This is a genomic window from Ottowia sp., from assembly GCF_047601385.1.
Classification (GTDB): Bacteria; Pseudomonadota; Gammaproteobacteria; order Burkholderiales; family Burkholderiaceae_C; genus Ottowia.
Window position 1 is genome coordinate 342,120 of the sequence record NZ_JASGJP010000001.1, and the last position, 22,088, is coordinate 364,207.

Genomic DNA, 22,088 nt, shown 5'->3' on the forward strand with positions numbered 1-22,088 from the left:
TTTTGACGACAGGGGCCGATTGTCACCGGGCGCGCGGGCCGCGCTGGCAGCTATCAGGTTAATAGCTGCCAGCGCTTGTCCAGCAAGCGCTGGAGGCCGATTTGGCTTGAAACCATCAGAACGTCGCCTGCACGCCCACCCGCACGCTGCGGCCCGGCAGCGGCGCATTGGGGAACACCGTCTGCGTGAGGATCGAGGTGGCGCTGTAGGCCAGCCGGTTGCTCAGGTTGTCCACCCGGGCGTACCACTGCAACTGCGCGCGGCCGACCTTCTGGCGGTAGGTGAGCGCGGCGTTCCACAGCGTGTAGGCGCCGGTGGCTCGGCTGCCCTCGGGCACGCGGCGCTGCGCCATGGCGTGGTCGAAGCCGATGCGCGCGCCCCACGGCCCCTGCGACCAGCGCAGCGTGGCGCCCACCCGGGCCGGCGCGATCAGCGGCAGCGGCTGGCCGGTGCTGGTGTTGGTGGCGCGCACCAGGTCGCCGCGCAGGTCCAGGTCCAGCACCGAGCCGCCGGCGCTGTCGCCGGCCACACCCTGCGCGCCCAGCAGGCGCACGGTGCCGCTGGCCTCCAGGCCGGCGAAGCGCGCCTTGACCCCGGTGTAGGCGTATTCGGGCAGGTCGTCCACCGTGCGGCCGGTGGGCGCCAGGCCGATGTAGTTGCCGTAGCGGCTGGCGAAGGCGGTGACGGCGAAGCGGTGCGGGCCGCGCTTCCACTGCGCGCCCAGGTCGATGCTGGCGGACTTCTCCAGCCCCAGCGTCGGGTCGCCCACTTCCCAGGCGGCGGTGGCCACGTGCGGGCCGTCGGCGAACAGCTCGTAGTCCTTGGGCGCGCGCTGCGTGTAGCTCAGGTTGCCGGTGAGCTGCCAGTCCGGCGCCACGTTGACCAGCGCGCCCAGCGCCGCGCTGCCGGGCGTGAAGCGGCGGCTGCCGGCGGCGAAGCGCTCGTCGCCGGCATCGTCCAGCACGGCGGTGCTGCGCACGCGCACCTGCTCGGCGCGCGCGCCGAAGGTGAGCTTGCCCCAGCCGGTGGCCAGTTCCTCGTGCGCGAACAGCGCCAGCGCGCGCGTGGTGCTGGGGGGGATGAAGGCCTCGTCGCCCAGCGCGGCGAAGCGCGTGCCCTCCCACTGCACGCCCCAGACGCCGCGCAGGTTGCCGAAGGCGCGGTGGCGCGCCTCCAGGCGCAGGTCGCTGCCGCGGTTCTTGAACACGGTGCCGGCCTCGTCGCCCTCGTACTCGGTGTGGCGGTAGTCGCCGTGGCTGAACTGGCCCTTGACGCTTTCGATCAGGCCGCCGGGGTTGCGCCACAACCCCTCCAGCGCGGCGCGCGTGGAGCGCATGCCGATGGTCACCTCGTCCTCGGCCACGGTGCCGTAGCTGCTGCGGTAGCCGGCGACGGAGGCGCCCAGGTAGCCGCGGTCGAAGAAGACCGTGCCGCCGACGGCGCCGCCCCAGGCGCGGTTGGCCGAGTTGCAGATGCGCCGCGCCTCGGCGGGCGAGCCGGGCCTGGCGCACTCCAGCGTGATCGGCACGGCGGTGTCGCCGGCGTCGCGGCTGAAGGCGTCCACGTGCAGGGCGTAGCGGTCGTTGCCGCCTTCCAGCAGCACGGCGCCGCTCTTCTCGCGGCTGCCGCTGGCGTACGACGCATCGGCGCGGCCGGTGACGCCGCCCTCGGGGCCGGCCACCGGCTGGCGCGGGATGCGGTTGTCGATGACGTTGACCACGCCGCCCTGCGCGCTGCCGCCGTACAGCAGCGCCGCCGGGCCGCGCAGCACCTCGATGCGCTCGACGGCGAGCGGGTCGATGGGCGTGTTGTGGTCGTAGCTGAGCGATGAAGCGTCGATGCTGGCGCCGCTGTTCTGCAGGATGCGCACGCGGTCGCCGTCCAGCCCGCGGATGGACGGCCGGCCGACGTTGGGGCCGAAGTAGGAGCTGGCCACGCCGGGCTGCTCGGCCAGCGTCTCGCCCAGCGTGCTGCCGCGCTCAAGCAGCAGGTTCTCGCCGCTGAGCACGCTGGCGGGCGCCACGGTCTGCGCCTCGCCCAGCGGGTTGCCCGTGACGGTGACTTCGGACAGGCTCGGCACGTCGGCGGCGGCGGGCGACTGCGCCCACGCCGGGGTGGCGGACATGGCGCCCAGGGCGCACAGGAACGCGGCGCGGCGGATGGCGCGCACGCGGAATCTTCTGGATGGGAACATGGTGGTGGGAATCCGGTCTGGGTTGGAGGCGGAGGCCCCGCGCCGCGCGCATGCGCGCGATGCCGCACGCCGCAGCGTGCGCACGCGAGAGCACTCAGAGGGAAAGGCTCAACCCAGCGCCGGCGGCGCCCGCGCCTGGAACAGCGCCACCACGCGCGCCGCCCAGGCGCGCTGCACCCAGCGCGGCGGCAGCCGCGGCTCGCCGGCCGCGGGCAGGCCGGCCATGGCGGCGGGCGGCGCATGGTCGCCGCCGGCCACCTGGTCGTACAGGCGGCAGTCGTCGCTGCCCTCGTGGCCGGCGAACAGGCGGGCCAGCCAGCCTTCGTCGGCGTGCGCCGCCGGCTGGGCCAGCGCGGCCACGCCGCCGGCCTGCGCGTGCCCGGCGCCCCGCGCGTGCAGCACGCCATGCGCCAGCGTCAGCCACTGCGCGGCCAGCAGAAGGGCCGGCAGCAGCCAGATCAGGGAGCGGAAGCGACGCGCGCGCATGGCGCGCACTGTAGCGCAACGGCGGCGGGCGCAGGGCCGCCTGGCCCCTCAGCGCGCCAGCTCGCGGAAGGTCTTGCGGAACTTGGCCACCTTGGGCGCGGCCACGGCCATGCAGTAGCCCTGCGTGGGGTTCTTCTCGAAGAAGTCCTGGTGGTAGTCCTCGGCCGGGAAGTAGTGCGCCAGCGGCGCCACCTCGGTGACGATGGGCGCGTCGTACAGCCCGTCGCGGGTGGCCTCGCGGACCAGCTCCTCGGCCTCTTGCCGCTGCGCGGGCGTGGTGAAGTAGATGCCGCTGCGGTACTGCGTGCCGACGTCGTTGCCCTGTCGGTCGAGCTGCGTGGGGTCGTGCACGGCGAAGAAGATCTCCAGAAGCTGCCGGGTGCCGACCTGTGCCGGGTCATAGACCAGCTTCACCACCTCGGCGCAGCCGGTGCGGCCGGCGCAGACCTGCTCGTAGGTGGGCGCTGTGGCCTGGCCGTTGCTGTAGCCGGACTCGACGTCCAGCACGCCGCGCACTTCCTTGAACACCGACTCGGTGCACCAGAAGCAGCCGCCGGCAAGCACGATGGTTTCGGTGGTACTCATGGTTGGGTCTCCTTGCCGCCCATCTTAGTGCCGGCCGCACAATGCCGGCTTTACCTCACCCTCACCACGGAGAAACCCGCATGGCCGCCACCCCAGCCCGCTTCGACTGGCAAGACCCCTTTCAGCTCCGCGCGCAGCTCACCGACGACGAGCGCCAGGTGCAGGAAGCCGCCCGCGCCTACTGCCAGGAGAAACTGCTGCCGCGCGTGCAGATGGCCTTCCGCCACGAGACCACCGACCCGGCCATCTTCCGCGAGATGGGCGCGCTGGGCCTGCTGGGCGCCACCATCCCCGAGCAGTACGGCGGCGCGGGCCTCAACTACGTCTGCTACGGCCTGGTGGCGCGCGAGGTGGAGCGGGTGGATTCGGGCTACCGCTCGATGATGAGCGTGCAGTCGTCGCTGGTGATGGTGCCGATCCACGCCTTCGGCACCGAGGCGCAGAAGCAGAAGTACCTGCCCAGGCTGGCACGCGGCGAGTGGATCGGCTGCTTCGGCCTCACCGAGCCCGGCCACGGCAGCGACCCCGGCGGCATGGTCACGCGCGCGCGCAAGGTGGACGGCGGTTACAGCTTGAGCGGCGCCAAGATGTGGATCACCAACAGCCCCATCGCCGACGTGTTCGTGGTCTGGGCCAAGGACGACGGCGGGCAGATCCGCGGTTTCATCCTGGAGAAAGGCTGGAAGGGCCTGAGCGCCCCCGCCGTGCACGGCAAGGTGGGGCTGCGCGCCAGCGTCACCGGCGAGATCGTGATGGACGAGGTCTTCGTGCCGGAGGAAAACGCCTTCCCCGAGGTGCGCGGCCTGAAAGGGCCCTTCACCTGCCTGAACAGCGCGCGCTACGGCATCGCCTGGGGCGCGATGGGCGCGGCCGAGGACTGCCTCCACCGCGCGCGCCAGTACGTGCTGGACCGCCCGCAGTTCGGCCGCCCGCTGGCCGCCAACCAGCTGATCCAGAAGAAGCTGGCCGACATGCTGACCGACATCGGCCTGGGCCTGCAGGGCGTGCTGCGCCTGGGCCGCATGAAGGACGAGGGCACGGCGCCGATCGACCTCACTTCCGTGATGAAGCGCAACAACTGCGGCAAGGCGCTGGAGATCGCCCGCCTGGCGCGCGACATGATGGGCGGCAACGGCATCAGCGACGAATACGGCGTGGCGCGCCACCTGGTGAACCTGGAGGTGGTCAACACCTACGAGGGCACGCACGACGTGCATGCGCTGATCCTGGGGCGGGCGATCACGGGGATTGCCGCCTTCGCCAGCTGAAGCGGCGGCGGGTGCGCCGACAATGCCGCCCATGCCCGCCGACCCGCATCCCTTCGCCGCCCTCACCCCCGACTTCGTGCTCGACGCCCTGGCCTCGCTGGGCCTGATGGGCGACGGGCGGCTGATGGCGCTCAATTCGTACGAGAACCGCGTCTATCTGGCCCACCTGGAGCCCGGCACGCCGCTGGCCGACGCGCATCCGGCGGTGGTGCTCAAGTTCTACCGCCCCGGGCGCTGGAACACGGCGCAGATCGAGGAGGAGCACGCCTTCTCCGCCGAACTGGCCGCCGCCGAGGTGCCCGTGGTGGCGCCGCTGGCCCTCGAAGGCCGCACGCTGCATGCACACGGCGGCTTCGCCTTCAGCGTCAGCCCGCGGCGCGGCGGCCGCGCGCCGGAGCTGGGCGACGCCGAGGCGCTGGAGTGGATCGGCCGCTTCATCGCCCGCCTGCACACCGTGGGCGCGCGCACGCCCTTCGCGCACCGCCCCGCCGTGGATGCGGCCAGCTACGGCACCGAGCCGCGCGACTGGCTGCTGGCGCACGGCGCGCTGCCGCTGGAGGTGGAGCGCGCCTGGGCCGACACCAGCCAGGAAGCTATTAAAATCATAGCTGCCAGCGCGCTCCCATCAAGCGCTGGAGGCCGATTTGACTCTCAAGAAAACGCCGGGCCGCCCCAAGTTTTCTTGCCCCCCTCGGGGGGCGGGCTGGGCACAGCCCAGCCCTGGGGGCAGTCAGGTTCTGAAGGCATCGCCACGCTGCGCCTGCACGCCGACTGCCACCCCGGCAACATCCTGTGGACGCCCACCGACCGGCCCGGCGGCGGCCCGCACTTCGTCGATCTGGACGACTGCCGCGGCGGCCCCGCCGTGCAGGACCTGTGGATGCTGCTCTCCGGCGAGCGCGCCGAACGCCAGCGCGCCCTGGGCGCCCTGCTCGACGGCTACGAGCAGGTGCGCGACTTCGACCGCCGCGAGCTGGCGCTGATCGAGCCGCTGCGCACCCTGCGCATGATCCACTACAGCGCCTGGCTGGCGCGGCGCTGGGACGACCCGGCCTTCCCCGCCGCCTTCCCCGGCTTCGGCACGCCCGACTACTGGCGCGGACAGATCGCGGCGCTGCGCGAGCAGATCGAGGCCCTGACCGAGCCGCCGCTGGTGGCGTAGCGCTCTCTTCCCGCCTCGCGCGGGTTCGCGTATATTACTAACCAGTCAGTCATTAATATGAGCGCATCCCCCGATCAACCGCCCAGTGAGGCGCCCCCGAAGCGCGAGCGCCGCAAGCAGGCCCGCCCCGGCGAGCTGCTGGACGCCGCGCTGGCGCTGTTCGTCGAGAAGGGCTTCGCCGCCACCCGCGTGGAAGAAGTGGCGGCGCGCGCCGGTGTCTCCAAGGGCACGCTGTTCCTCTACTTCCCCAGCAAGGAGGCGCTGTTCAAGGCCGTGGTGCACGAGAACGCCGGCCGCATCCTGGCCGACGCCTTCCGCGAGGTGGCCGAGTTCAACGGCTCCAGCACCGAGCTGCTGCGCGAGTTCCTGCGCCGCTGGTGGGCGCTGTACGGCGGCACGCCCGCCGCCGGCCTGACCAAGCTGATGGTCAGCGAGGCGGCCAACTTCCCCGAGCTGGCGCAGCACTACCAGGACGAGGTGGTCGACCCCAGCCACGAGCTGCTGCGCCGCGTGGTCCAGCGCGGCATCGACCGTGGCGAGTTCCGCCCGGTGGACGTGCCGCAGCTGGTGCACCTGATCGTCGCGCCGCTGGTGCAGATGGTGACCTGGCGCTACTCGCTGGCGCCCTGCTGCCCCAGCGCGCAGCAGATCGACGCGCCGGCGCTGGTGGAACTGCACGCCGACCTGCTGCTGCGCGCCCTGCGTGCCGACAAGCCCGCGCCATGAAGCGGTCCCTCAAGATCGCGCTCGTGCTGCTGGTGCTGGCGGCCGCCCTGCTGCTGGGCTGGCGCGGCTACAGCGCGCGCCAGGCCGCCCAGAAGGCGCAGGCGGCGCCGGCCGCAGCGCCAGTGATCGAGCTGGCCGCCATCGACCTGGCGACCGCGCAGGTGCGCGAGCTGAGCGCCGGCCTTCCGATCACCGGCACGCTCAAGGCCGTGAACTCGGCCGTGGTCAAGGCCCGCGTGCCGGGCGAGCTGCGCGATTTGACGGTGCGCGAGGGCGACACCGTGCAGGCCGGCCAGGTGATCGCCCGCGTCGAACCCACCGAATACGCCGAACGCCTGCGCCAGGCCCACCTGCAAGCCGAGGCCGCCAAGGCGCAGGTGGACATCGCCCAGCGCCAGTACGACAACAACGCCGCGCTGGTCAGCCAGGGCTTCATCTCGAAGACGGCGCTCGACAACTCGCTGGCCAGCCTGGCCACCGCCCAGGCCAGCCACCGCGCGGCGCTGGCCGGCGCCGAGGTGCTGCGCAAGTCGCTGGCCGATACGGTGCTGCGCGCGCCCATCGGCGGCCAGGTGTCGCAGCGGCTGGCGCAGCCGGGCGAGCGGGTGGCGCCCGAGGCGCGCATCGTCGAGATCGTCGATCTGAGCCGGCTGGAACTGGAGGCCGCGCTCAGCCCCGCCGACTCGGTAGCGGTGCGCGTGGGCCAGCCCGCCACATTGACCGTGGAAGGCGTGCCGCAGCCGGTGCAGGCCACGGTGGCGCGCATCAACCCCAGCGCGCAGGCGGGCAGCCGCAGCGTGCTGGCCTACCTGAGCGTGGCCGCGCAGCCCGGCCTGCGGCAGGGCCTGTTCGCGCGCGGCCAGCTCGCCACCGGGCAGGTGCGCGCGCTGGCGGTGCCCCTCAGCGCCGTGCGCACCGACAAGCCCCTGCCCTACGTGCAGGCCGTCGAGGGCGGCCGCATCGCCCACCGCACGGCGGAGCTGGGCGCGCGCGGCGAGGTCGAAGGCGAGCTGTGGGTGGCCGTGCAGGGCGTGGCCGAGGGCGCGCAGGTGCTGCGCGGCGCCGCCGGCCTGCTGCGCGAGGGCACGCAGGTGCGCCTGCCGGCGCAGGGCGGCGCGCGGCCATGATGCCTGTTTGCTATTTTTACGATAGCTGCTCGCGCTTTCTGGGCGCGCGCTAGAGGCCGATTTTTCATGTGGTTCACCAAGGTCAGCCTGAACAACCCGGTGTTCGCCACCATGGTGATGCTGGCCTTCGTGGTGCTGGGCCTGTTCTCGCTGCAACGCTTGCAGGTGGACCAGTTCCCCAACGTCGATTTCCCCGTGGTGGTGATCACCGCCGAATACCCCGGCGCAGCGCCCGCCATCGTGGAGAGCGAGGTCACCAAGAAGCTGGAAGAAGCCGTCAACGCCATCGCCGGCATCAACGCGCTGTACTCGCGCAGCTACGAGGGCATGTCGGTCGTCATCATCGAGTTCCAGCTGCACATCGACGGCCGCAAGGCCGCCGACGACGTGCGCGAGAAGATCGGCCAGGTGCGCCCGCTGCTGCGCGACGAGGTGAAGGAGCCGCGCGTGCTGCGCTTCGACCCGGCGAGCCGCGCCATCTGGTCGCTGGCCGTATTGCCGGAAGCAGCAGAGGGCCGCCCTGCCCCTTCCGCCATCGAGCTGACCAACTGGGCCGACCAGGTGCTGAAGAAGCGCCTGGAGAACGTGCGCGGGGTCGGCGCCGTCAACCTGGTGGGTGGGACCAAGCGCGAGCTGCACATCTACCTGCAACCGCAGGCGATGGAGGCGCTGGGCGTCACGCCCGAGCAGGTGATGGCGGCGGTGCGCGGCGACAACCAGGACCAGCCCCTCGGCCCGGTGCGCACGCGCGCGCAGGAGCTGACGGTGCAGCTCGCCGGCCGCATGGAGCGGCCGGAGGACTTCAAGCGCATCATCGTGGCACGGCGCGGCGCGGCCGCGCCTGGTCAGTCCGGCGGCGGCGCGCCCGTCTATCTGGAGCAGGTCGCCAGCGTGCACGACGGCGCGCAGGAGCTGGAATCCATCGCCCTCTACGACGACCAGCGCACCCTGGTGCTGTCGGTGCAGAAGGCGCAGGACGAGAACACCATCCAGGTGGTGGACGGGCTGAACGACGCCGTGCAGGCGCTGCGCGCCGAGCTGCCGCCCGGCGTGCGCTTGGCGCCGGTGACCGACGCCTCGCGCCCCATCCGTGTGGCGGTGACCAACGTGCGGCAGACGCTGATCGAGGGCGCGGCGCTCACGGTGCTGATCGTGTTCCTGTTCCTCAACTCGTGGCGCAGCACCGTCATCACCGGGCTGACGCTGCCGATCTCCATCATCGGCACCTTCTTCTTCATGCAGCTGTTCGGCTTCACCGTCAACATGATCACGCTGATGGCGCTCAGCCTGTGCGTGGGCCTGCTGATCGACGACGCCATCGTGGTGCGCGAGAACATCGTGCGCCACGCGCAGATGGGCAAGGCGCCCTACCCCGCCGCGATGGAGGGCACGCAGGAGATCGGCCTGGCGGTGCTGGCCACCACGCTGTCGATCGTGGCGGTGTTCCTGCCGATCGGCTTCATGCAGGGCATCATCGGCAAGTTCTTCCACGAGTTCGGGCTGACCATCGTGGCGGCGGTGCTGATCTCGATGTTCGTCAGCTTCACGCTGGACCCGATGCTGTCCTCGGTGTGGCACGACCCCGCCGTGCACGGGCACGAGCGCACCAACAGCCTCTACGACCGCACGAATCAGAAGCGCACGCTCTACGAGCGTACGTTGGGCCGCGTCACCGCCTGGTTCGACCGCGCCACCGACCGGCTGGCCGAGGGCTACCAGCGCATCCTGCGCTGGGCGCTGGCGCACCGGCTGGCGACGCTGGCCATCGCGGCGGCCGTCTTCGTGCTGAGCGTGTTCATGGTGCGCCTGCTGGGCACCGAGTTCGTGCCCAAGGCCGATTTCTCCGAGACCACCATCGCCTTCTACACGCCGCAGGGCTCGTCGCTGGAGGCCACCGAGGCCAAGGCGCGGCAGGTGGTCGAAGTCATCCGCGGCTACCCCGAGGTGCGCTACACGCTGACCACCCTCAACACCGGCAGCGCGCAGGGCAAGACCAACGCCAGCATCTACGTGCGCCTGACCGACCGCCACCAGCGCCGGCTCGGCGCCGAGCAGCTGGCGGCCGAGCTGCGCGAGCGCCTGCGCGCGGTGCCCGGCATCACCGTCACCCAGGCCGGCCTGCTGGAGCCGGTGGGCGGGCAGAAGCAGATCGAGTTCTCGCTGCAAGGCGCCGACCAGGCCGAGCTGGAGCGCCTGGCGCGCCCGCTGATGGAGCGCCTGCGCGCCATCCCCGGCCTGGTGGACCTGGACTCCAGCAGCAAGCCCGGCAAGCCGACCATCGACGTCACCGTCCGGCGCGACGCCGCGTCCGAGCTGGGCCTGTCGGCGGCGCAGATCGCCACCCCGCTGCGCACCCTGGTCGCCGGCACCACCGTGGGCAACTGGCGCGCGCCCGACGACCAGACCTACGACGTCATCGTGCGCCTGGCGCCCGAGGCGCGCACCACGCTGGCCGACCTGGAGCGCCTGCCGCTCACCGCCGGGCTGAACGCCGACGGCACGCCGCGCATCGTGCGGCTGAACCAGGTGGCCGAGCTGGCCGAAGCCACCGGCACCAACCAGATCAACCGCCGCGCCATGCTGCGCGAGATCCAGATCACCGCCAACGTGCAGGGCCGCACCACCGGCGAGGTGTCGGGCGACATCCGCGCGGCGCTCGGCGAGCTGGCCTTCCCGCCCGGCTACGGCTACACCTTCGGTGGCGCCACCAAGAACATGCAGGAAAGCTTCGCCTACGCGCTGCAGGCGCTGGCGATGGCGATCATCTTCATCTACATGATCCTGGCCAGCCAGTTCAGGAGCTTTTCGCAGCCGCTGGCGCTGATGACCTCGCTGCCGCTCACGCTGATCGGCGTGGTGCTGGCGCTGCTGCTGTTCGGCTCCAGCATGTCGATGTTCTCCATCATCGGCATCGTCATGCTGATGGGGCTGGTGACCAAGAACGCCATCCTGCTGGTGGACTTCGCCATCCGCGCGCGCGAGGGCCGCGTCGGCGAGACCCGCGGCGACGGCGGCCACTCCGCGCCGCTGCCGCGCGAGCAGGCCCTGCTGGCCGCCGCGCGCGTGCGCCTGCGGCCGATCCTGATGACCACGCTGGCCATGGTGTTCGGCATGGTGCCGCTGGCCTTCGCCGTCAGCGAGGGCGCCGAGCAGCGCGCGCCCATGGGCCAGGCCGTCATCGGCGGCGTCATCACCTCGTCGCTGCTGACGCTGGTGGTGGTGCCGGTGGTCTATTGCTATCTGGACGACCTGGCGGGCTGGCTCAAGCGCCGCTTCGCGCGAAAGCCCGTCGATAAAATCTGAAGCCCACCCGAACCCCCACGCCTGGAGCCATCCCATGAACGTCGAACAAGCCCGCTTCAACATGATCGAGCAGCAGATCCGCCCCTGGGACGTGCTCGACGCCCACGTGCTGGACCTGCTGGCCGTGGTGCGGCGCGAGGACTTCGTGCCGCCCGCGCACCGCGCCCTGGCCTTCGCCGACATCGAAATCCCGCTGCGCGAGGCCGAGGCCGCCATCGCCGCCGGCCAGGTGATGCTGCCGCCGCGCCTGGAAGGCCGCCTGCTGCAAGACCTGGAAGTCGCCAAGCACGAGAAGGTGCTGGAGATCGGCACCGGCAGCGGTTTCATGGCCGCCCTGCTGGGCCACCGCGCGCAGCGCGTGCTGACGCTGGAGATCGACGACGGCCTGGCGCGCACCGCGCACGCCAACCTGCAGCGCGCCGGCGTGCTGAACGTGGAGGTGCGCGCGGCCGACGGCGCCAGCGCCGACCTCTCGGCCGACGGCCCGTTCGACGCCATCCTGCTGTCCGGCTCGGTGGCGCTGCTGCCCGAGCGGCTGCTGGCGCTGCTCAAGCCCGGCGGGCGCCTGCTGGCCGTCGTCGGCGACGAACCCGTGATGCGCGCCACCCTGGTGCGCCAGGGCGCCAGCGGCCGCGTCGTCACCCAGCCCTGGGATACCGGGGCGCCGCGCCTGCTGAATTTCCCCGAACCGACGCGCTTCCATTTTTGAAAAATATGGAACACCCCCGTGGCTCCACGCGCTGCGCGATGTTGCGCCTCCCCCCTCGAGGGGGCGCCCCCACTGGCCGGGGGAACCCCGGCCGCGGGTACGCTGACATGGCCTGCTCCGCGGCCGCTGGACTCCTTGGGATTCAACTGAAATGATCGAGCAAGTCCCCCCGCGCGACCTCGCCGCCTGGCTGGCTTCGGTGCGCACCGAGGGCGCCGAGCCGCTGCTGCTGGACGTGCGCGAGCCCGCCGAGTGGCAGGCCGCCAGCGTGCGCGCCGAGGGCGCCGAGCTGCTGCAACTGCCGATGATGAGCGTGCCGCCGCGCCTGCGCGAGCTGGACCCCGGCCGCCCCGTCGCCGTGCTGTGCCACCACGGCGCCCGCAGCATGCAGGTGGCGATGTTCCTGCAACAGCACGGCTTCGAGCGCGTCGCCAACGTGGCCGGCGGCATCGACGCCTGGTCGCTGCAACTGGACCCTTCCGTCCCCCGCTACTGAGAAAGCCGTTCATGCCCCTGCTCCCGCGCCGCCTCCGATGCCTCGCCCTGGCCGCTGTACTCGCCGCCGGCGGCGCCCAGGCGCAGTCGCTGATGCAGCTCTACGACACCGCGCACGGCTTCGACGCCGCCTACCAGTCCGCGCAGGCGCAGGTCCAGGCCAGCCAGGCGCGGGCCGACCAGGCGCGCGCCGGCCTGCTGCCGCAGGTGGCCCTGCAGGCCGGCGCACAGCGCAACTGGCTGGACACGCACCTGGGCAGCTCCAGCCCCGGCAGCCGCGGCTACAGCGTGCTGAACGGCGCGCTGGTCGGCTCGCAGCCGCTCTACCGGCCGGCCAACCGCATCGCCTGGAACCAGGGCAGGAAGCAGGCCGAGCTGGCGCAGGTGCAGCTGGGCGGCGCCGAGCAGGACCTGATCGTGCGCCTGTCGCAAGCCTACTTCGACGTGCTGGCGGCCGAGGACGCGCTGCGCTTCGTGCGCGCGCTCAAGGCCGCCGTGGCCGAGCAGCTCGAATCGGCCAAGCGCAACTTCGAGGTCGGCAACGCCACCGTCACCGACAGCCGCGAGGCCCAGGCCCGCTTCGATCTGGCGCGCGCGCAGGAGATCGCGGCCGAGAACGACCTGCTGGTCAAGAAGCTGGCGCTCGACCAGCTCGTCGGCCAGGCCGGCAGCCAGCCGCGCCCGCTGGCGCAGCCCATCGTGCTGCCGGTGCCGCGGCCCGACAACGTGGAGGCCTGGGTCAACCAGGCGCTGGAACAGCACCCGGCCGTGGTGCAGACCCGCATGGCGCTGGAACTCGCCCGCATGGAGACGGCCAAGGCCCGCGCCGGCCATCTGCCCACGGTGGACCTGCAGGCCAGCGTCGGCCAGACGCGCTACCCCGACGGCAACCCCTCCATCAGCGCCGCGCCGGACACCCGCTACCGCGCCACCACCGCCGGCATCGGCGTGGTGCTGAACTGGCCGCTGTACGCCGGCCACGCCATCGAGAACCGCGTGCGCGAGACGCTGGCGCTGGAGGACAAGGCCCGCGCCGACCTGGACAACGCGCAGCGCACCGTCTCGCAGGCCACGCGCGCGGCCTTCTTCGGCGTGCAGTCGGGCCTGGGGCAGGTGAAGGCGCTGGAGGCGGCCGAGCAGTCCAGCCTGACCGCGCTGCAAGCCAACCAGCTCGGCTACCAGGTGGGCGTGCGCATCAACATCGACGTGCTGAACGCGCAGAGCCAGCTCTACCAGACCCGGCGCGACCTGGCGCGGGCGCGCTACGACGTGCTGGTGGGCCTGCTGCGCCTGAGGCAGGCCAGCGGCGCGCTGCAGCCGGCCGACCTGCTGCCGATCAACCAGTTGCTGGCGCAGTAGGCTTTTTTTAGCCGAATTGGCCTCCAGCGCCCGCCAGACAAGCGCCGGCAGCTATCGAATCAGGAGTCCCCGGTCTGCTGCACCGGCGGCCGCTCGGCCGATTTCTCCGGCGCGCCTTCCAGCGCCGCCTCCAGCCACAGCGCCGCCACGAAGCGCTTGTTGAACGCCAGCCACAGCAGGATCGGCGCCACCGGCGTCAGCATCAGGAAGCCGAACTGGTAGCCGTAGGCGATGAGGTTGTTGGCCAGGGGCGAGTAGTTCAGGTAGGCCGCGCCGCTCGGGCCGGAGAGCAGCGCCACGTCGCGCAGCCACTGGAAGCAGATGCCCCACGCCTGCGCCGGCACCAGCAGCACGCTGCCGATCAGGCCCTTGAGCCACCAGCGCTCGGTGCGCGCGGCCAGCAGCATGGCCCACAGCAGCACCAGGCCGTAGCCGTAGAGGGGATAGTTGACCTCGGGCGCCAGCTCGCCCAGCACGTCGGCGCCCTGCGGGCCCCTCATGCGCACCTGCACCAGGGTGTGCAGCACGGCGGTCACGCCCTGCTGCTCGAAGCCGTCCACCCAGCCGAACAGCGCCTTCATCGCCGTGCCGGCCAGCCAGATCGGCGGCGCCGCCAGCCAGCGCGCGGCCCAATACCACAGGGGCAGCAGCACCGCCAGCCAGACGATGGCCAGCAGCAGGAATCGGCCGATGAGGGTGGCGCGCATGGCGGTCAGGCGGCCGGGGCCGCTGCCGCCGGCCTGGGGTCGTGCTTGGCGACGTAGCGCATCCACAGCAGCCAGACCACCAGCACGTCCAGCATGATGAGCGCCTGCCACATGTACAGGTGGGCGAACTCGAACACCTTGAAGCTCCACTGCCCCAGGAAGAACAGGCTGACGATGCGGATCAGGTTGACCGCCTGCACGGCGATGAAGCCCAGGCCGATGCCCCACAGCTTCATCTTCCAGCTCGACGGGAAGGCCAGCATCGCCGCCACCAGCACGATGGTGGCCTCCACGCCGTTGCAGCCCGCCTCGATGGAGACGCCGAAGCCCGTCTTGGCGCTTTGCAGCACGCGGCCGTAGGAGATGACGGTGGGGTCGATCAGGTGCACGATGGCCGCGCTGGCCTTGGCCAGCCAGCCGGTCCACGGGTGCACCACCGCCACCTGCACGGGGTTCAGCATCTCGACGCCGAACAGCACGGCCTGCACGGCCAGGAAGATCAGGAAGAAGCGGACCACGGGAGCAGTACTTTCAGGTGCGATGCAACAGGGTGTTGCCGGTTGAAAGCACTTACTGTAGCAGTCGGACCGGCGCGGGCACCAGCGCCAGCGCGGCGGCGGCGGTGCGGCCGGCGGCGCCCCGGTGGCCGGCGGCGAAGTCCAGCGCGGCCTGCCGCATGGCGGCCAGCGCCGGGGCGTCGGCCAGCAGCGCCTGCGCGGCCGCCAGCGCGGCGGCCAGGTCGGGCACGCGCCGCGCGGCGCCGGCGGCCTCGGCCCATTCGGCCGCCTGGCTGAAGTTGAAGGTGTGCGGCCCCATGAGCAGCGGGCAGCCGCAGGCGGCGGCCTCGATCAGGTTCTGGCCGCCCAGCGGCGCGAAGCTGCCGCCCAGCAGCGCCACGTCGGCCAGCGCGTAGTAGGCTGCCATCTCGCTTAAGGTGTCGCCCAGCCACACGTCGGCGGGCCGCGGGGCGCCGGTCCAGCGGCTGCGGCGGCTGACGCTGAAGCCCTCGGCCTCGATCAGCGCCGCCACCTCGTCGAAGCGCTGCGGGTGGCGCGGCACGATCAGCCACTGAAATGCTCCCGATTCCGTAGCTGCCGGCGCTTGCCCCGCCTGCCTTGGAACCCTGATTTGCTTGAGAAACGCCAGTTCCTCGCCTTCGCGCGCGCTGGCCAGCATGACCACCGGGCGCGGCGACGCGGCGCGCCAGGCGCGGCCCTGGGCCCGTTGCGCTTCGGATGGCGTGGCGTCGAACTTGAGGTTGCCGAACACGCCCGCCACCGGCGCGCCGAGGGCGCGCAGGCGCTCGGCGTCGGGCTCGGTCTGCGCCCAGGCGGCGGCCAGCGCGGCGTAGGCGGGCCGCAGCAGCGCGCCGGCGCGCTGCGCGCCGCGCAGGGACTTGGCCGACAGGCGCGCGTTGGCCAGCGCCAGCGGCACGCCGTGGGCGGAGGCTTCCAGCACCAGGTTGGGCCAGACCTCGGTCTCCATCAGCACGCCCACGTCGGGCCGGAAATGCGCCAGGAAGCGCCGCACGGCGGCACGCGAATCCCACGGCTGCCAGACCTGCGCGTCGCCCGGCGCCAGCAGCTTCGCGCCCTCGGCGCGGCCGGTGGCGGTGCCGTGCGTGAGCAGCAGGCGCAGGCCCGGGCACTGCGCGCGCAGCGCGGCCAGCAGGATGGCGGCGGCGCGCGTCTCGCCCAGCGACACGGCGTGGATCCACACCAGCGGCCGGCCGGCCGCTGCGTTTGCGTCGGGACACGGCACGGTGTAGTGGCCGAAGCGCTCTTCCACCGCGTGCAGGTAGCCCGGCTCGGCCTGACCGCGCCGGCGCAGCTTGCGGCGCAGCCAGGGCTGGGCGGCCCAGGCGGCCAGGTCGTAGAGGGCGCGGATCATTCGGTATGAAAACAATAGCTGCCAGCGCTTTACTGGCGGGCGCTGGGGGCCGATTCCACCATGAAACCGCGCGGCCCGCTCAATGCCCGCCCGCACCCACTTGCGCGCCGGGCTTGACGCGCTCCAGCAGCGCCAGCATCTCGCTGCGGATGCGCGCCAGCGCCTCGGGTGTCTGGCCCTCGAAGCGCAGCACCAGCACGGGCGTGGTGTTGCTGGCGCGGATCAGGCCGAAGCCGTCGGGCCAATCGACACGCAGGCCGTCGATCGTCGACACCTGCGCCGGTTCGGCGAACAAATCGCCAGCCAGCGCCTGCAACTCGGCCGCCAGGCGGTGCGGCTCGCCCTCGGCGCAGGGCACGTTGAGTTCGGGCGTCGAGAAGCTGGTGGGCAGCGCGTTCAGCACGGCGCTGGGGTCGGGGTGGCGGCTGAGGATCTCCAGCAGCCGGCAGCCGGCGTAGGTGCCGTCGTCGAAGCCGTACCAGCGCTCCTTGAAGAAGATGTGGCCGCTCATCTCGCCGCCCAGCGGCGCATCGACTTCCTTCATGCGCGCCTTGACCAGCGAGTGGCCGGTCTTGTGCATCAGCGGCACGCCGCCGGCCGCCTGGATGGCGGGCGCCAGGCGCTGCGAGCACTTCACGTCGTAGACGATGGTGCCGCCCGGCACGCGGGCCAGCACGTCCTGCGCGAACAGCATCATCTGGCGGTCGGGGTAGATGTTCTGCCCGTCCTTGGTGACGATGCCCAGCCGGTCGCCGTCGCCGTCGAAGGCCAGGCCCAGCTCGGCGTCGGTGCTTTGCAGCGCGGCGATCACGTCGCGCAGGTTCTCGGGCTTGCTCGGGTCCGGGTGGTGGTTGGGGAAGTTGCCGTCCACCGCCGAATGCAGCTCGATCACCTCGCAGCCGATGGCGCGGAAGATTTCCGGCGCGCTGGCCCCGGCGACGCCGTTGCCGCAATCGACCACGATCTTCATCGGCCGCGCCATCACCTGCTTGATCTCGCACAGCCCCGCACTGGCGCTGTCGCCGCTGAACTGCACCGGCCGCGCCAGCTTCACGTCGCCCACGATCCGGTCCCGGTACGCCGGCAGCACGTCGTGCGTGCGCAGGCTGCCGCCGGCGCGGCGCTGCCACGATTCGGCCTCGATCATGGCGCGCAGGGCCTGGATCTCGTCGCCGAAGATGGCCCGCCCGGCCAGCACCATCTTGAAGCCGTTGTCGTCGCGCGGGTTGTGGCTGCCGGTCACCTGGATGCCGCTGCCGCACAGCGTGTGCGCGGCGAAGTACAGCATGGGCGTGGTCGCCAGGCCGATGTCGATCACCTCCACGCCGGCGGCCACCAGCCCGCGCATCAGCGCCGCCGACAGCCCGGGGCCGGACAGGCGCCCGTCGCGCCCCACGGCCACGGCGCGCTCGCCCGCGGCCAGCGCCTGCGTGCCGAAGGCCAGGCCCAGCGCCTCGGCCACGCCCTCGTTCAGCGTGCGCGGCGTGGTGCCGCGGATGTCGTAGGCCTTGAAGATGCTGGGGGTCACGTGCATGGCATGGATTGTAGGCAGCACCGAAACTACTGTTTTCATAGCTGCTGACGCCCGCCACATAAGCGCTGGAGGCCCAAAAGGCTTGAAGAATACCGGCCGCCCCGCGCCGAGGGGCATGTCCGGAAACGGCGAGTCTCCGCACCCCGCCGCCCTATCATGGCCGGCATGGCCCCCCTCGCCCCCGCGCTCGACGCCGACGCCTGCTACCGCGCCCTGGCGGCGCACGACGCGCGCTTCGACGGCGCGTTCTTCACCGGCGTGACCTCCACCGGCATCTACTGCCGCCCGGTCTGCCGCGTGAAGACGCCGCGGCGCGAGAACTGCCGCTTCTTCGCCCACGCCGCGCAGGCCGAGGGCGCGGGCTTCCGCCCCTGCCTGCGCTGCCGGCCCGAGCTGGCGCCGCGCGCCGCACCCTGGTCGGCGCAGGACGCCTCGGCCCTGCTGGCGCGGCACGCCGCGCGCCTGCTCGACACGCCCGACGCCTGGGGCGACGACGCGCCCAGCGTGGCGGGCCTGGCCGCGCGCCTGGGCGTGAGCGACCGCCACCTGCGCCGCGTGTTCGAGTCCGAGCTGGGCGTGACCCCGCTCGCCTGGCTGCAAACCCGCCGCCTGCTGGCCGCCAAGCAGCTGCTCGCCGACACGCGCCTGCCCGTGGCCCAGGTGGCGCTGGCGGCGGGCTTCGCCAGCCTGCGGCGCTTCAATGCCGCCTTCGCGGCGCACTACGGCCTCAGCCCCACGGCGCTGCGGCGGCGCGGCGCGGCCGGCAGCGCGGGCGGCGCCGTCGAGGTGCTGCTGGGCTGGCGGCCGCCGTATGACGCGGCGGCGCTGCTCGGCTTCTTCGCCCAGCGCGCCATCGACGGCCTGGAGCAGGTCGATCCCGCCGCCGGCACCCTGGCGCGCACCCTGCGCCTGGGCGCCGCCAGCGGCTGGGTGGCCTGCGCCTTCGAGCCGGCGGCGAGCCGCGTGCGGGTGCGCGTGGCCGAGGCGCTGGCGCCCCAGCTGCCGCGCGTGATCGCCCGCGTGCGCGCCTGGCTGGACCTGGACGCCGACCCGGCCGCCATCCACGCCGTGCTGGGCGCCGACTTCCCGCACGCCGCCGGCCTGCGCGTGCCGGGCGCGCCGGACGGCTTCGAGCTGGCCGTGCGCGCCGTGCTGGGCCAGCAGGTCACGGTGGCGGCGGCGCGCACGCTGGCGGCGCGGCTGGTGCGGCGCTTCGGCGCGCCGCTGCCCGAGCCCGAATCCACGCACGGCCTCGCGCGCCTCTTCCCCACGCCGGCCGCGCTGGCCGCCGCCAGCGGCGACGAACTCGGCCAGCTCGGCCTGGTGCGCCAGCGCCAGGCCGCCGTGCAGGCGCTGGCCCGCGCCGTGGACGGCGGCACGCTGGCCCTGCACGCCGGCGCCGACGTGGCCGCCACCACGGCGGCGCTGAAGGCGCTGCCCGGCATCGGCGACTGGACGGCCGGCTACGTCGCCCTGCGCGCCCTGCGCTGGCCCGACGCCTTCCCGGCCGGCGACGTGGCGCTGCAAAAGGCGCTGGGCGTCACCAGCGCGCGCGCCGCTGAAGCACGGGCCGAACGCTGGCGCCCCTGGCGCGGCTACGCCGTGGTGCGCGCCTGGCACGGCGCCTTTCAACCCACGCCCTGAGAACTATTAATTCGATAGCTGCCCGCGCAGTCCCAGCAAGCGTAAACCCCGGAAAAGCCATGAAAACCCCTACCCTCTCCGCCCACGCCCTCTGCCCCACGCCGCTGGGCGAGCTGCTGCTCGGCGCCACCGCGCACGGCCTGGCCGGCGCCTGGTTCATCGACGGCCAGCGCGACACGCCGGCTACTGAAGGCTGGAGCCGCGCCGACCCCGCGCACCCCGTGCTGGCCGAAGCCGCGCGCCAGTTCGGCGACTACTTCGCCGGCCGCCGCCCGCGCTTCGACCTGCCGCTGGACCTGTCGGCCGGCACGCCGTTCCAGCAGGACGTGTGGCGCGCGCTGCTGGGCATCGCCGGCGGCGACGCCCGGACCTACGGCGAGGTGGCCGCGCGCATCGGCCGGCCGGCCGCCGTGCGCGCCGTGGGCACAGCGGTAGGCGCCAACCCGCTCATCATCGTCGTGCCCTGCCACCGCGTGCTCGGCAGCCAGGGCGCGCTGACGGGCTTCGGCGGCGGCCTGGGGCGCAAGGCGGCCCTGCTGCGGCTGGAAGGCTGGCGCCTGGACGGCTTTGAATCCAGCACGCCCGACGCCGCGCTGCGCCGCCTGCGCCCTCGGCGCCCTGCCGCTGAACAGGCCGATTGATGCCGCGCCCGCATCAAACCCCGGCGCCAATTTCATCGCCGCCTGAGCCGGCGGGCGCGGCCGCCTCGCCCATACTCGCGGCCATGCCGGCATTGGTGGCCCTCGAATTCATCCTGCTCGCGGCGCTCTGGGGCGCCTCGTTCATGTTCCTGCGCATGGGCGCGCTGGAGTTCGGGCCGCTGCCCACGGCCGGACTGCGCGTGGCCATCGCCGCGCTGGCGCTGCTGCCGGTGATGCTGGCGCGCGGCCTGTGGCCGCAGTTGCGCCAGCACTGGAAGCCGGTGCTGTTCTGCGGCGTCATCAACTCGGCGGTGCCGTTCGCACTGTACAGCTACGCGCTGCTGCACATCAGCACCGGGCTGTCGGCCATCCTCAACGCCACCGTGCCGCTGTTCGGCGCGGTGGTGGCCTGGGCCTGGCTGGGCGACCGGCTGGACGCCTCGCGCGCGCTGGGCCTGGCCATCGGCTTCGTCGGCGTCGCCCTGCTGGCCGGCGGCGAGGCCGGCTTCCAGCCCGGCGCCTCGGCGGCGGCCAGCTTCTGGGGCATCGCCGCCTGCCTGCTGGCGACCCTCAGCTACGGCGTGTCGGCCAGCTACACGCGGCGCTACCTGAACGGCCTGAACTCGCTGATGGTGGCCACCGGCAGCCAGATCGGCGCCGCGCTGGGGCTGGCACTGCCCACGCTGCTGCTGTGGCCCGCGCAGATGCCCCGCCCGCAAGCCTGGCTGGGCATGCTGGCGCTGGGCCTGCTGTGCACGGCCGTGGCCTACGTGCTGTTCTTCAGCCTGATCCAACGGCTCGGCCCGGCGCGCGCCATCACCGTGACCTTCGCCATCCCGGTGTTCGCGGTGTTCTATGGCGTGACGCTGCTGGGCGAGACGCTGACGCCCTGGGTGCTGGCATGCGGCCTGGTCGTGCTTTGCGGCACCGCGCTGGCGACCGGCGCAGTCCGCCTGTTCGGCCGATAGCTATACTTTAAGGAGCTGCTGGCGCTGGACTGGCACCAGCTGCGAGCATTCTTTCCACATAACGCGCGATCAGGTCGATCTCCAGGTTGACCTGCGCGCCGGCTTGCAGCGCATGCAGCGCGGTGTTCTGCACGGTGTGCGGAATCAGGTTGATGCTGACCTCGCAGCCCTGGGCCGAATCGGCCACGCGGTTCACCGTCAGGCTGACGCCGTTGACGGTGATCGAGCCCTTGTAGGCCAGGAACTTGCCCAGTTCCGAGGGGGCGAGCACGCGCAGTTCCCAGCTCTCGCCCACGGGCGCGAAGTGCGTCACCGTGCCGATACCGTCCACATGGCCCGACACGATGTGGCCGCCCAGCCGGTCGCCGGCGCGCAGCGCCTTCTCCAGGTTGACGGGGCCGGCGCGGTCCAGCCCGGCGGTGCGCGCCAGGGATTCGGCCGAGATGTCGATGCGAAAGCGCCCCGCCGCCGCATCGAACGCGGTCACCGTCATGCAGGCGCCATTGAGGGCGATGCTGTCGCCCAGCCCCACGTCGTCCAGGTAGCCGGCCGGCGTTTCGATGGCGAGCTGCTTGCCGTGCGCGCTGCTCGCGCCCAGCTCGCGCACCTCGGCGATGCGGCCGACGGCGGTGATGATGCCGGTGAACATGGTGGGGGTCTCCTAGACGTCGAGCGTACCGCCGTCGCCGGCGGCCAGCGCGTGGCGCGGCTGGGGGTGGAAGCATTCCTCGGCCTCGGCTGAAGCCGCGCCGGGTGGGTGCGCGGCGCCGCGCCGCAGCGACTGGCGCTGCGCCTCGCCGGGCTGCAGCGCGTCGAGCAGCGCCTGCATCAGCGCCTCGGCCCGAGCCGAGTTGTCGGACCGGAGGTTGCACACGTAAACGTCCAGCGTCACGCCGCGGCGCTCCGGCCAGGTGTGCACCGCCAGGTGCGACTCGGCCAGCAGCAGCATGCCCGTCACGCCGCCGGGCCGGCCGCCGAAGTCGGGGAAGGTGTGCCACTTCTCGGCCACCAGCGTCAGGCCGGCCGCGAGCGTGCGCGCGCGGCACATGCGGGCCAGCGCCCGCGCGTCGGTCAGCAGAAGCTCGCCGCAAACGCAGCGGTGAAGGTCGGCGGTCAGGTGCAGGCCTTGCATGGTGTCATCTCCTTGGGCGGCGTATCGCGCCCGACGGCTTTCGGCACCAAGAAGAAAGCCCTGCAAATACACGACTTGCAGGGCATCTCTGGAGACTGGCGCGGCTGTCAGGATTCGACCCCACGACCCCTTGGTTCGTAGCCCGCTAGCTACCCCAT

General features: G+C 72.5%; 20 protein-coding genes. 11 read left to right on the forward strand and 9 right to left on the reverse strand.

The window, feature by feature from the left end:
• Positions 1–115: 115 nt before the first annotated feature.
• The 3 genes from QM772_RS01625 to msrA form a co-directional block, all read right to left on the reverse strand.
• A complete protein-coding gene (locus tag QM772_RS01625) occupies positions 116–2,194 on the reverse strand; it encodes a TonB-dependent receptor (protein ID WP_415133510.1) in 2,079 nt (692 codons plus the stop codon).
• A gap of 108 nt (positions 2,195–2,302) precedes the next feature.
• Complete coding sequence (locus QM772_RS01630; RefSeq protein WP_415133512.1) at positions 2,303–2,680, reverse strand: hypothetical protein; 378 nt, start codon at positions 2,678–2,680, stop codon at positions 2,303–2,305.
• Positions 2,681–2,728: 48 nt separating this feature from the next.
• Positions 2,729–3,265, reverse strand: coding sequence for a peptide-methionine (S)-S-oxide reductase MsrA (gene msrA / locus QM772_RS01635; protein WP_415133514.1), 537 nt, complete (start codon positions 3,263–3,265; stop codon positions 2,729–2,731).
• An 80-nt stretch (positions 3,266–3,345) separates the two neighbouring features.
• Between msrA and QM772_RS01640 the strand changes: the two genes are divergently transcribed.
• From QM772_RS01640 to QM772_RS01675, 8 genes are all read left to right on the forward strand, one after another.
• On the forward strand, positions 3,346–4,533 hold the full coding sequence (locus tag QM772_RS01640; RefSeq protein ID WP_415133516.1) for an acyl-CoA dehydrogenase: 1,188 nt from the start codon (positions 3,346–3,348) through the stop codon (positions 4,531–4,533).
• Positions 4,534–4,555: 22 nt separating this feature from the next.
• On the forward strand, positions 4,556–5,695 hold the full coding sequence (locus QM772_RS01645) for a serine/threonine protein kinase (protein WP_415133518.1): 1,140 nt from the start codon (positions 4,556–4,558) through the stop codon (positions 5,693–5,695).
• A 57-nt stretch (positions 5,696–5,752) separates the two neighbouring features.
• Entirely contained in the window at positions 5,753–6,421 is a 669-nt protein-coding gene (locus tag QM772_RS01650; protein WP_415133520.1) for a TetR family transcriptional regulator, read from the forward strand.
• Positions 6,418–7,548, forward strand: coding sequence for an efflux RND transporter periplasmic adaptor subunit (locus tag QM772_RS01655; protein ID WP_415133522.1), 1,131 nt, complete (start codon positions 6,418–6,420; stop codon positions 7,546–7,548). Before QM772_RS01650 ends, QM772_RS01655 begins: the two co-directional genes overlap by 4 nt.
• A 66-nt stretch (positions 7,549–7,614) precedes the next feature.
• A complete protein-coding gene (locus QM772_RS01660; protein WP_415133524.1) occupies positions 7,615–10,851 on the forward strand; it encodes an efflux RND transporter permease subunit in 3,237 nt (1,078 codons plus the stop codon).
• 34 nt (positions 10,852–10,885) lie between these two features.
• Positions 10,886–11,560: a protein-L-isoaspartate O-methyltransferase family protein gene (locus QM772_RS01665; protein ID WP_415133526.1), complete on the forward strand. Its 675-nt coding sequence runs from the start codon at positions 10,886–10,888 to the stop codon at positions 11,558–11,560.
• Positions 11,561–11,711: 151 nt separating this feature from the next.
• Positions 11,712–12,056 carry a rhodanese-like domain-containing protein gene (locus QM772_RS01670; protein WP_415133528.1) on the forward strand — a complete coding sequence of 115 codons (345 nt, stop codon included), beginning with the start codon at positions 11,712–11,714 and terminating at the stop codon, positions 12,054–12,056.
• Positions 12,057–12,067: 11 nt separating this feature from the next.
• Positions 12,068–13,414: a TolC family outer membrane protein gene (locus QM772_RS01675; protein WP_415133530.1), complete on the forward strand. Its 1,347-nt coding sequence runs from the start codon at positions 12,068–12,070 to the stop codon at positions 13,412–13,414.
• 59 nt (positions 13,415–13,473) lie between these two features.
• On the opposite strand, the gene QM772_RS01680 is transcribed toward QM772_RS01675, so the two are convergent.
• From QM772_RS01680 to QM772_RS01695, 4 genes are all read right to left on the reverse strand, one after another.
• Positions 13,474–14,121 (reverse strand): exosortase H-associated membrane protein, encoded by a 648-nt coding sequence (locus tag QM772_RS01680; RefSeq protein WP_415133532.1) that lies wholly within the window; start codon positions 14,119–14,121, stop codon positions 13,474–13,476.
• Between the two features lie 5 nt (positions 14,122–14,126).
• On the reverse strand, positions 14,127–14,639 hold the full coding sequence (gene xrtH / locus QM772_RS01685) for an exosortase H (RefSeq protein ID WP_415133534.1): 513 nt from the start codon (positions 14,637–14,639) through the stop codon (positions 14,127–14,129).
• A gap of 52 nt (positions 14,640–14,691) precedes the next feature.
• Complete coding sequence (locus QM772_RS01690) at positions 14,692–16,011, reverse strand: 3-deoxy-D-manno-octulosonic acid transferase (protein WP_415133536.1); 1,320 nt, start codon at positions 16,009–16,011, stop codon at positions 14,692–14,694.
• A 79-nt stretch (positions 16,012–16,090) separates the two neighbouring features.
• The gene (locus QM772_RS01695) at positions 16,091–17,545 is read right to left on the reverse strand and encodes a phosphomannomutase/phosphoglucomutase (protein ID WP_415133538.1); all 1,455 of its coding nucleotides are present in this window, start codon (positions 17,543–17,545) and stop codon (positions 16,091–16,093) included.
• Positions 17,546–17,701: 156 nt separating this feature from the next.
• Between QM772_RS01695 and QM772_RS01700 the strand changes: the two genes are divergently transcribed.
• The 3 genes from QM772_RS01700 to QM772_RS01710 all read left to right on the forward strand — a co-directional run bounded on the left by QM772_RS01700 (position 17,702) and on the right by QM772_RS01710 (position 20,798).
• Positions 17,702–19,189: an AlkA N-terminal domain-containing protein gene (locus QM772_RS01700; protein WP_415133540.1), complete on the forward strand. Its 1,488-nt coding sequence runs from the start codon at positions 17,702–17,704 to the stop codon at positions 19,187–19,189.
• Between the two features lie 59 nt (positions 19,190–19,248).
• Complete coding sequence (locus QM772_RS01705; protein ID WP_415133542.1) at positions 19,249–19,830, forward strand: methylated-DNA--[protein]-cysteine S-methyltransferase; 582 nt, start codon at positions 19,249–19,251, stop codon at positions 19,828–19,830.
• 83 nt (positions 19,831–19,913) lie between these two features.
• Positions 19,914–20,798, forward strand: coding sequence for a DMT family transporter (locus QM772_RS01710; protein WP_415133544.1), 885 nt, complete (start codon positions 19,914–19,916; stop codon positions 20,796–20,798).
• A gap of 7 nt (positions 20,799–20,805) precedes the next feature.
• Here the strand turns inward: QM772_RS01710 and QM772_RS01715 are convergent, their stop codons facing one another.
• Together QM772_RS01715 and QM772_RS01720 are read right to left on the reverse strand one after the other, a co-directional pair.
• Entirely contained in the window at positions 20,806–21,447 is a 642-nt protein-coding gene (locus QM772_RS01715) for a riboflavin synthase (protein WP_415133546.1), read from the reverse strand.
• 12 nt (positions 21,448–21,459) lie between these two features.
• The gene (locus QM772_RS01720; RefSeq protein ID WP_415133548.1) at positions 21,460–21,930 is read right to left on the reverse strand and encodes an S-adenosylmethionine decarboxylase family protein; all 471 of its coding nucleotides are present in this window, start codon (positions 21,928–21,930) and stop codon (positions 21,460–21,462) included.
• Positions 21,931–22,088 lie beyond the last annotated feature (158 nt).

Bases quoted from the DNA above. Each gene is read 5' to 3' on its own strand.
- QM772_RS01660 (WP_415133524.1), top strand. From the start codon at position 7,615: ATGTGGTTCACCAAGGTCAGCCTGAACAACCCGGTGTTCGCCACCATG.
- msrA (WP_415133514.1), bottom strand. From the start codon at position 3,265: ATGAGTACCACCGAAACCATCGTGCTTGCCGGCGGCTGCTTCTGGTGC.
- QM772_RS01710 (WP_415133544.1), top strand. From the start codon at position 19,914: ATGCCGGCATTGGTGGCCCTCGAATTCATCCTGCTCGCGGCGCTCTGG.
- QM772_RS01675 (WP_415133530.1), top strand. From the start codon at position 12,068: ATGCCCCTGCTCCCGCGCCGCCTCCGATGCCTCGCCCTGGCCGCTGTA.
- QM772_RS01640 (WP_415133516.1), top strand. From the start codon at position 3,346: ATGGCCGCCACCCCAGCCCGCTTCGACTGGCAAGACCCCTTTCAGCTC.
- QM772_RS01645 (WP_415133518.1), top strand. From the start codon at position 4,556: ATGCCGCCCATGCCCGCCGACCCGCATCCCTTCGCCGCCCTCACCCCC.
- QM772_RS01715 (WP_415133546.1), bottom strand. From the start codon at position 21,447: ATGTTCACCGGCATCATCACCGCCGTCGGCCGCATCGCCGAGGTGCGC.
- QM772_RS01720 (WP_415133548.1), bottom strand. From the start codon at position 21,930: ATGCAAGGCCTGCACCTGACCGCCGACCTTCACCGCTGCGTTTGCGGC.
- QM772_RS01650 (WP_415133520.1), top strand. From the start codon at position 5,753: ATGAGCGCATCCCCCGATCAACCGCCCAGTGAGGCGCCCCCGAAGCGC.
- QM772_RS01670 (WP_415133528.1), top strand. From the start codon at position 11,712: ATGATCGAGCAAGTCCCCCCGCGCGACCTCGCCGCCTGGCTGGCTTCG.
- QM772_RS01630 (WP_415133512.1), bottom strand. From the start codon at position 2,680: ATGCGCGCGCGTCGCTTCCGCTCCCTGATCTGGCTGCTGCCGGCCCTT.
- QM772_RS01625 (WP_415133510.1), bottom strand. From the start codon at position 2,194: ATGTTCCCATCCAGAAGATTCCGCGTGCGCGCCATCCGCCGCGCCGCG.
- QM772_RS01665 (WP_415133526.1), top strand. From the start codon at position 10,886: ATGAACGTCGAACAAGCCCGCTTCAACATGATCGAGCAGCAGATCCGC.
- QM772_RS01690 (WP_415133536.1), bottom strand. From the start codon at position 16,011: ATGATCCGCGCCCTCTACGACCTGGCCGCCTGGGCCGCCCAGCCCTGG.
- QM772_RS01680 (WP_415133532.1), bottom strand. From the start codon at position 14,121: ATGCGCGCCACCCTCATCGGCCGATTCCTGCTGCTGGCCATCGTCTGG.
- QM772_RS01655 (WP_415133522.1), top strand. From the start codon at position 6,418: ATGAAGCGGTCCCTCAAGATCGCGCTCGTGCTGCTGGTGCTGGCGGCC.
- QM772_RS01695 (WP_415133538.1), bottom strand. From the start codon at position 17,545: ATGCACGTGACCCCCAGCATCTTCAAGGCCTACGACATCCGCGGCACC.
- QM772_RS01700 (WP_415133540.1), top strand. From the start codon at position 17,702: ATGGCCGGCATGGCCCCCCTCGCCCCCGCGCTCGACGCCGACGCCTGC.
- QM772_RS01705 (WP_415133542.1), top strand. From the start codon at position 19,249: ATGAAAACCCCTACCCTCTCCGCCCACGCCCTCTGCCCCACGCCGCTG.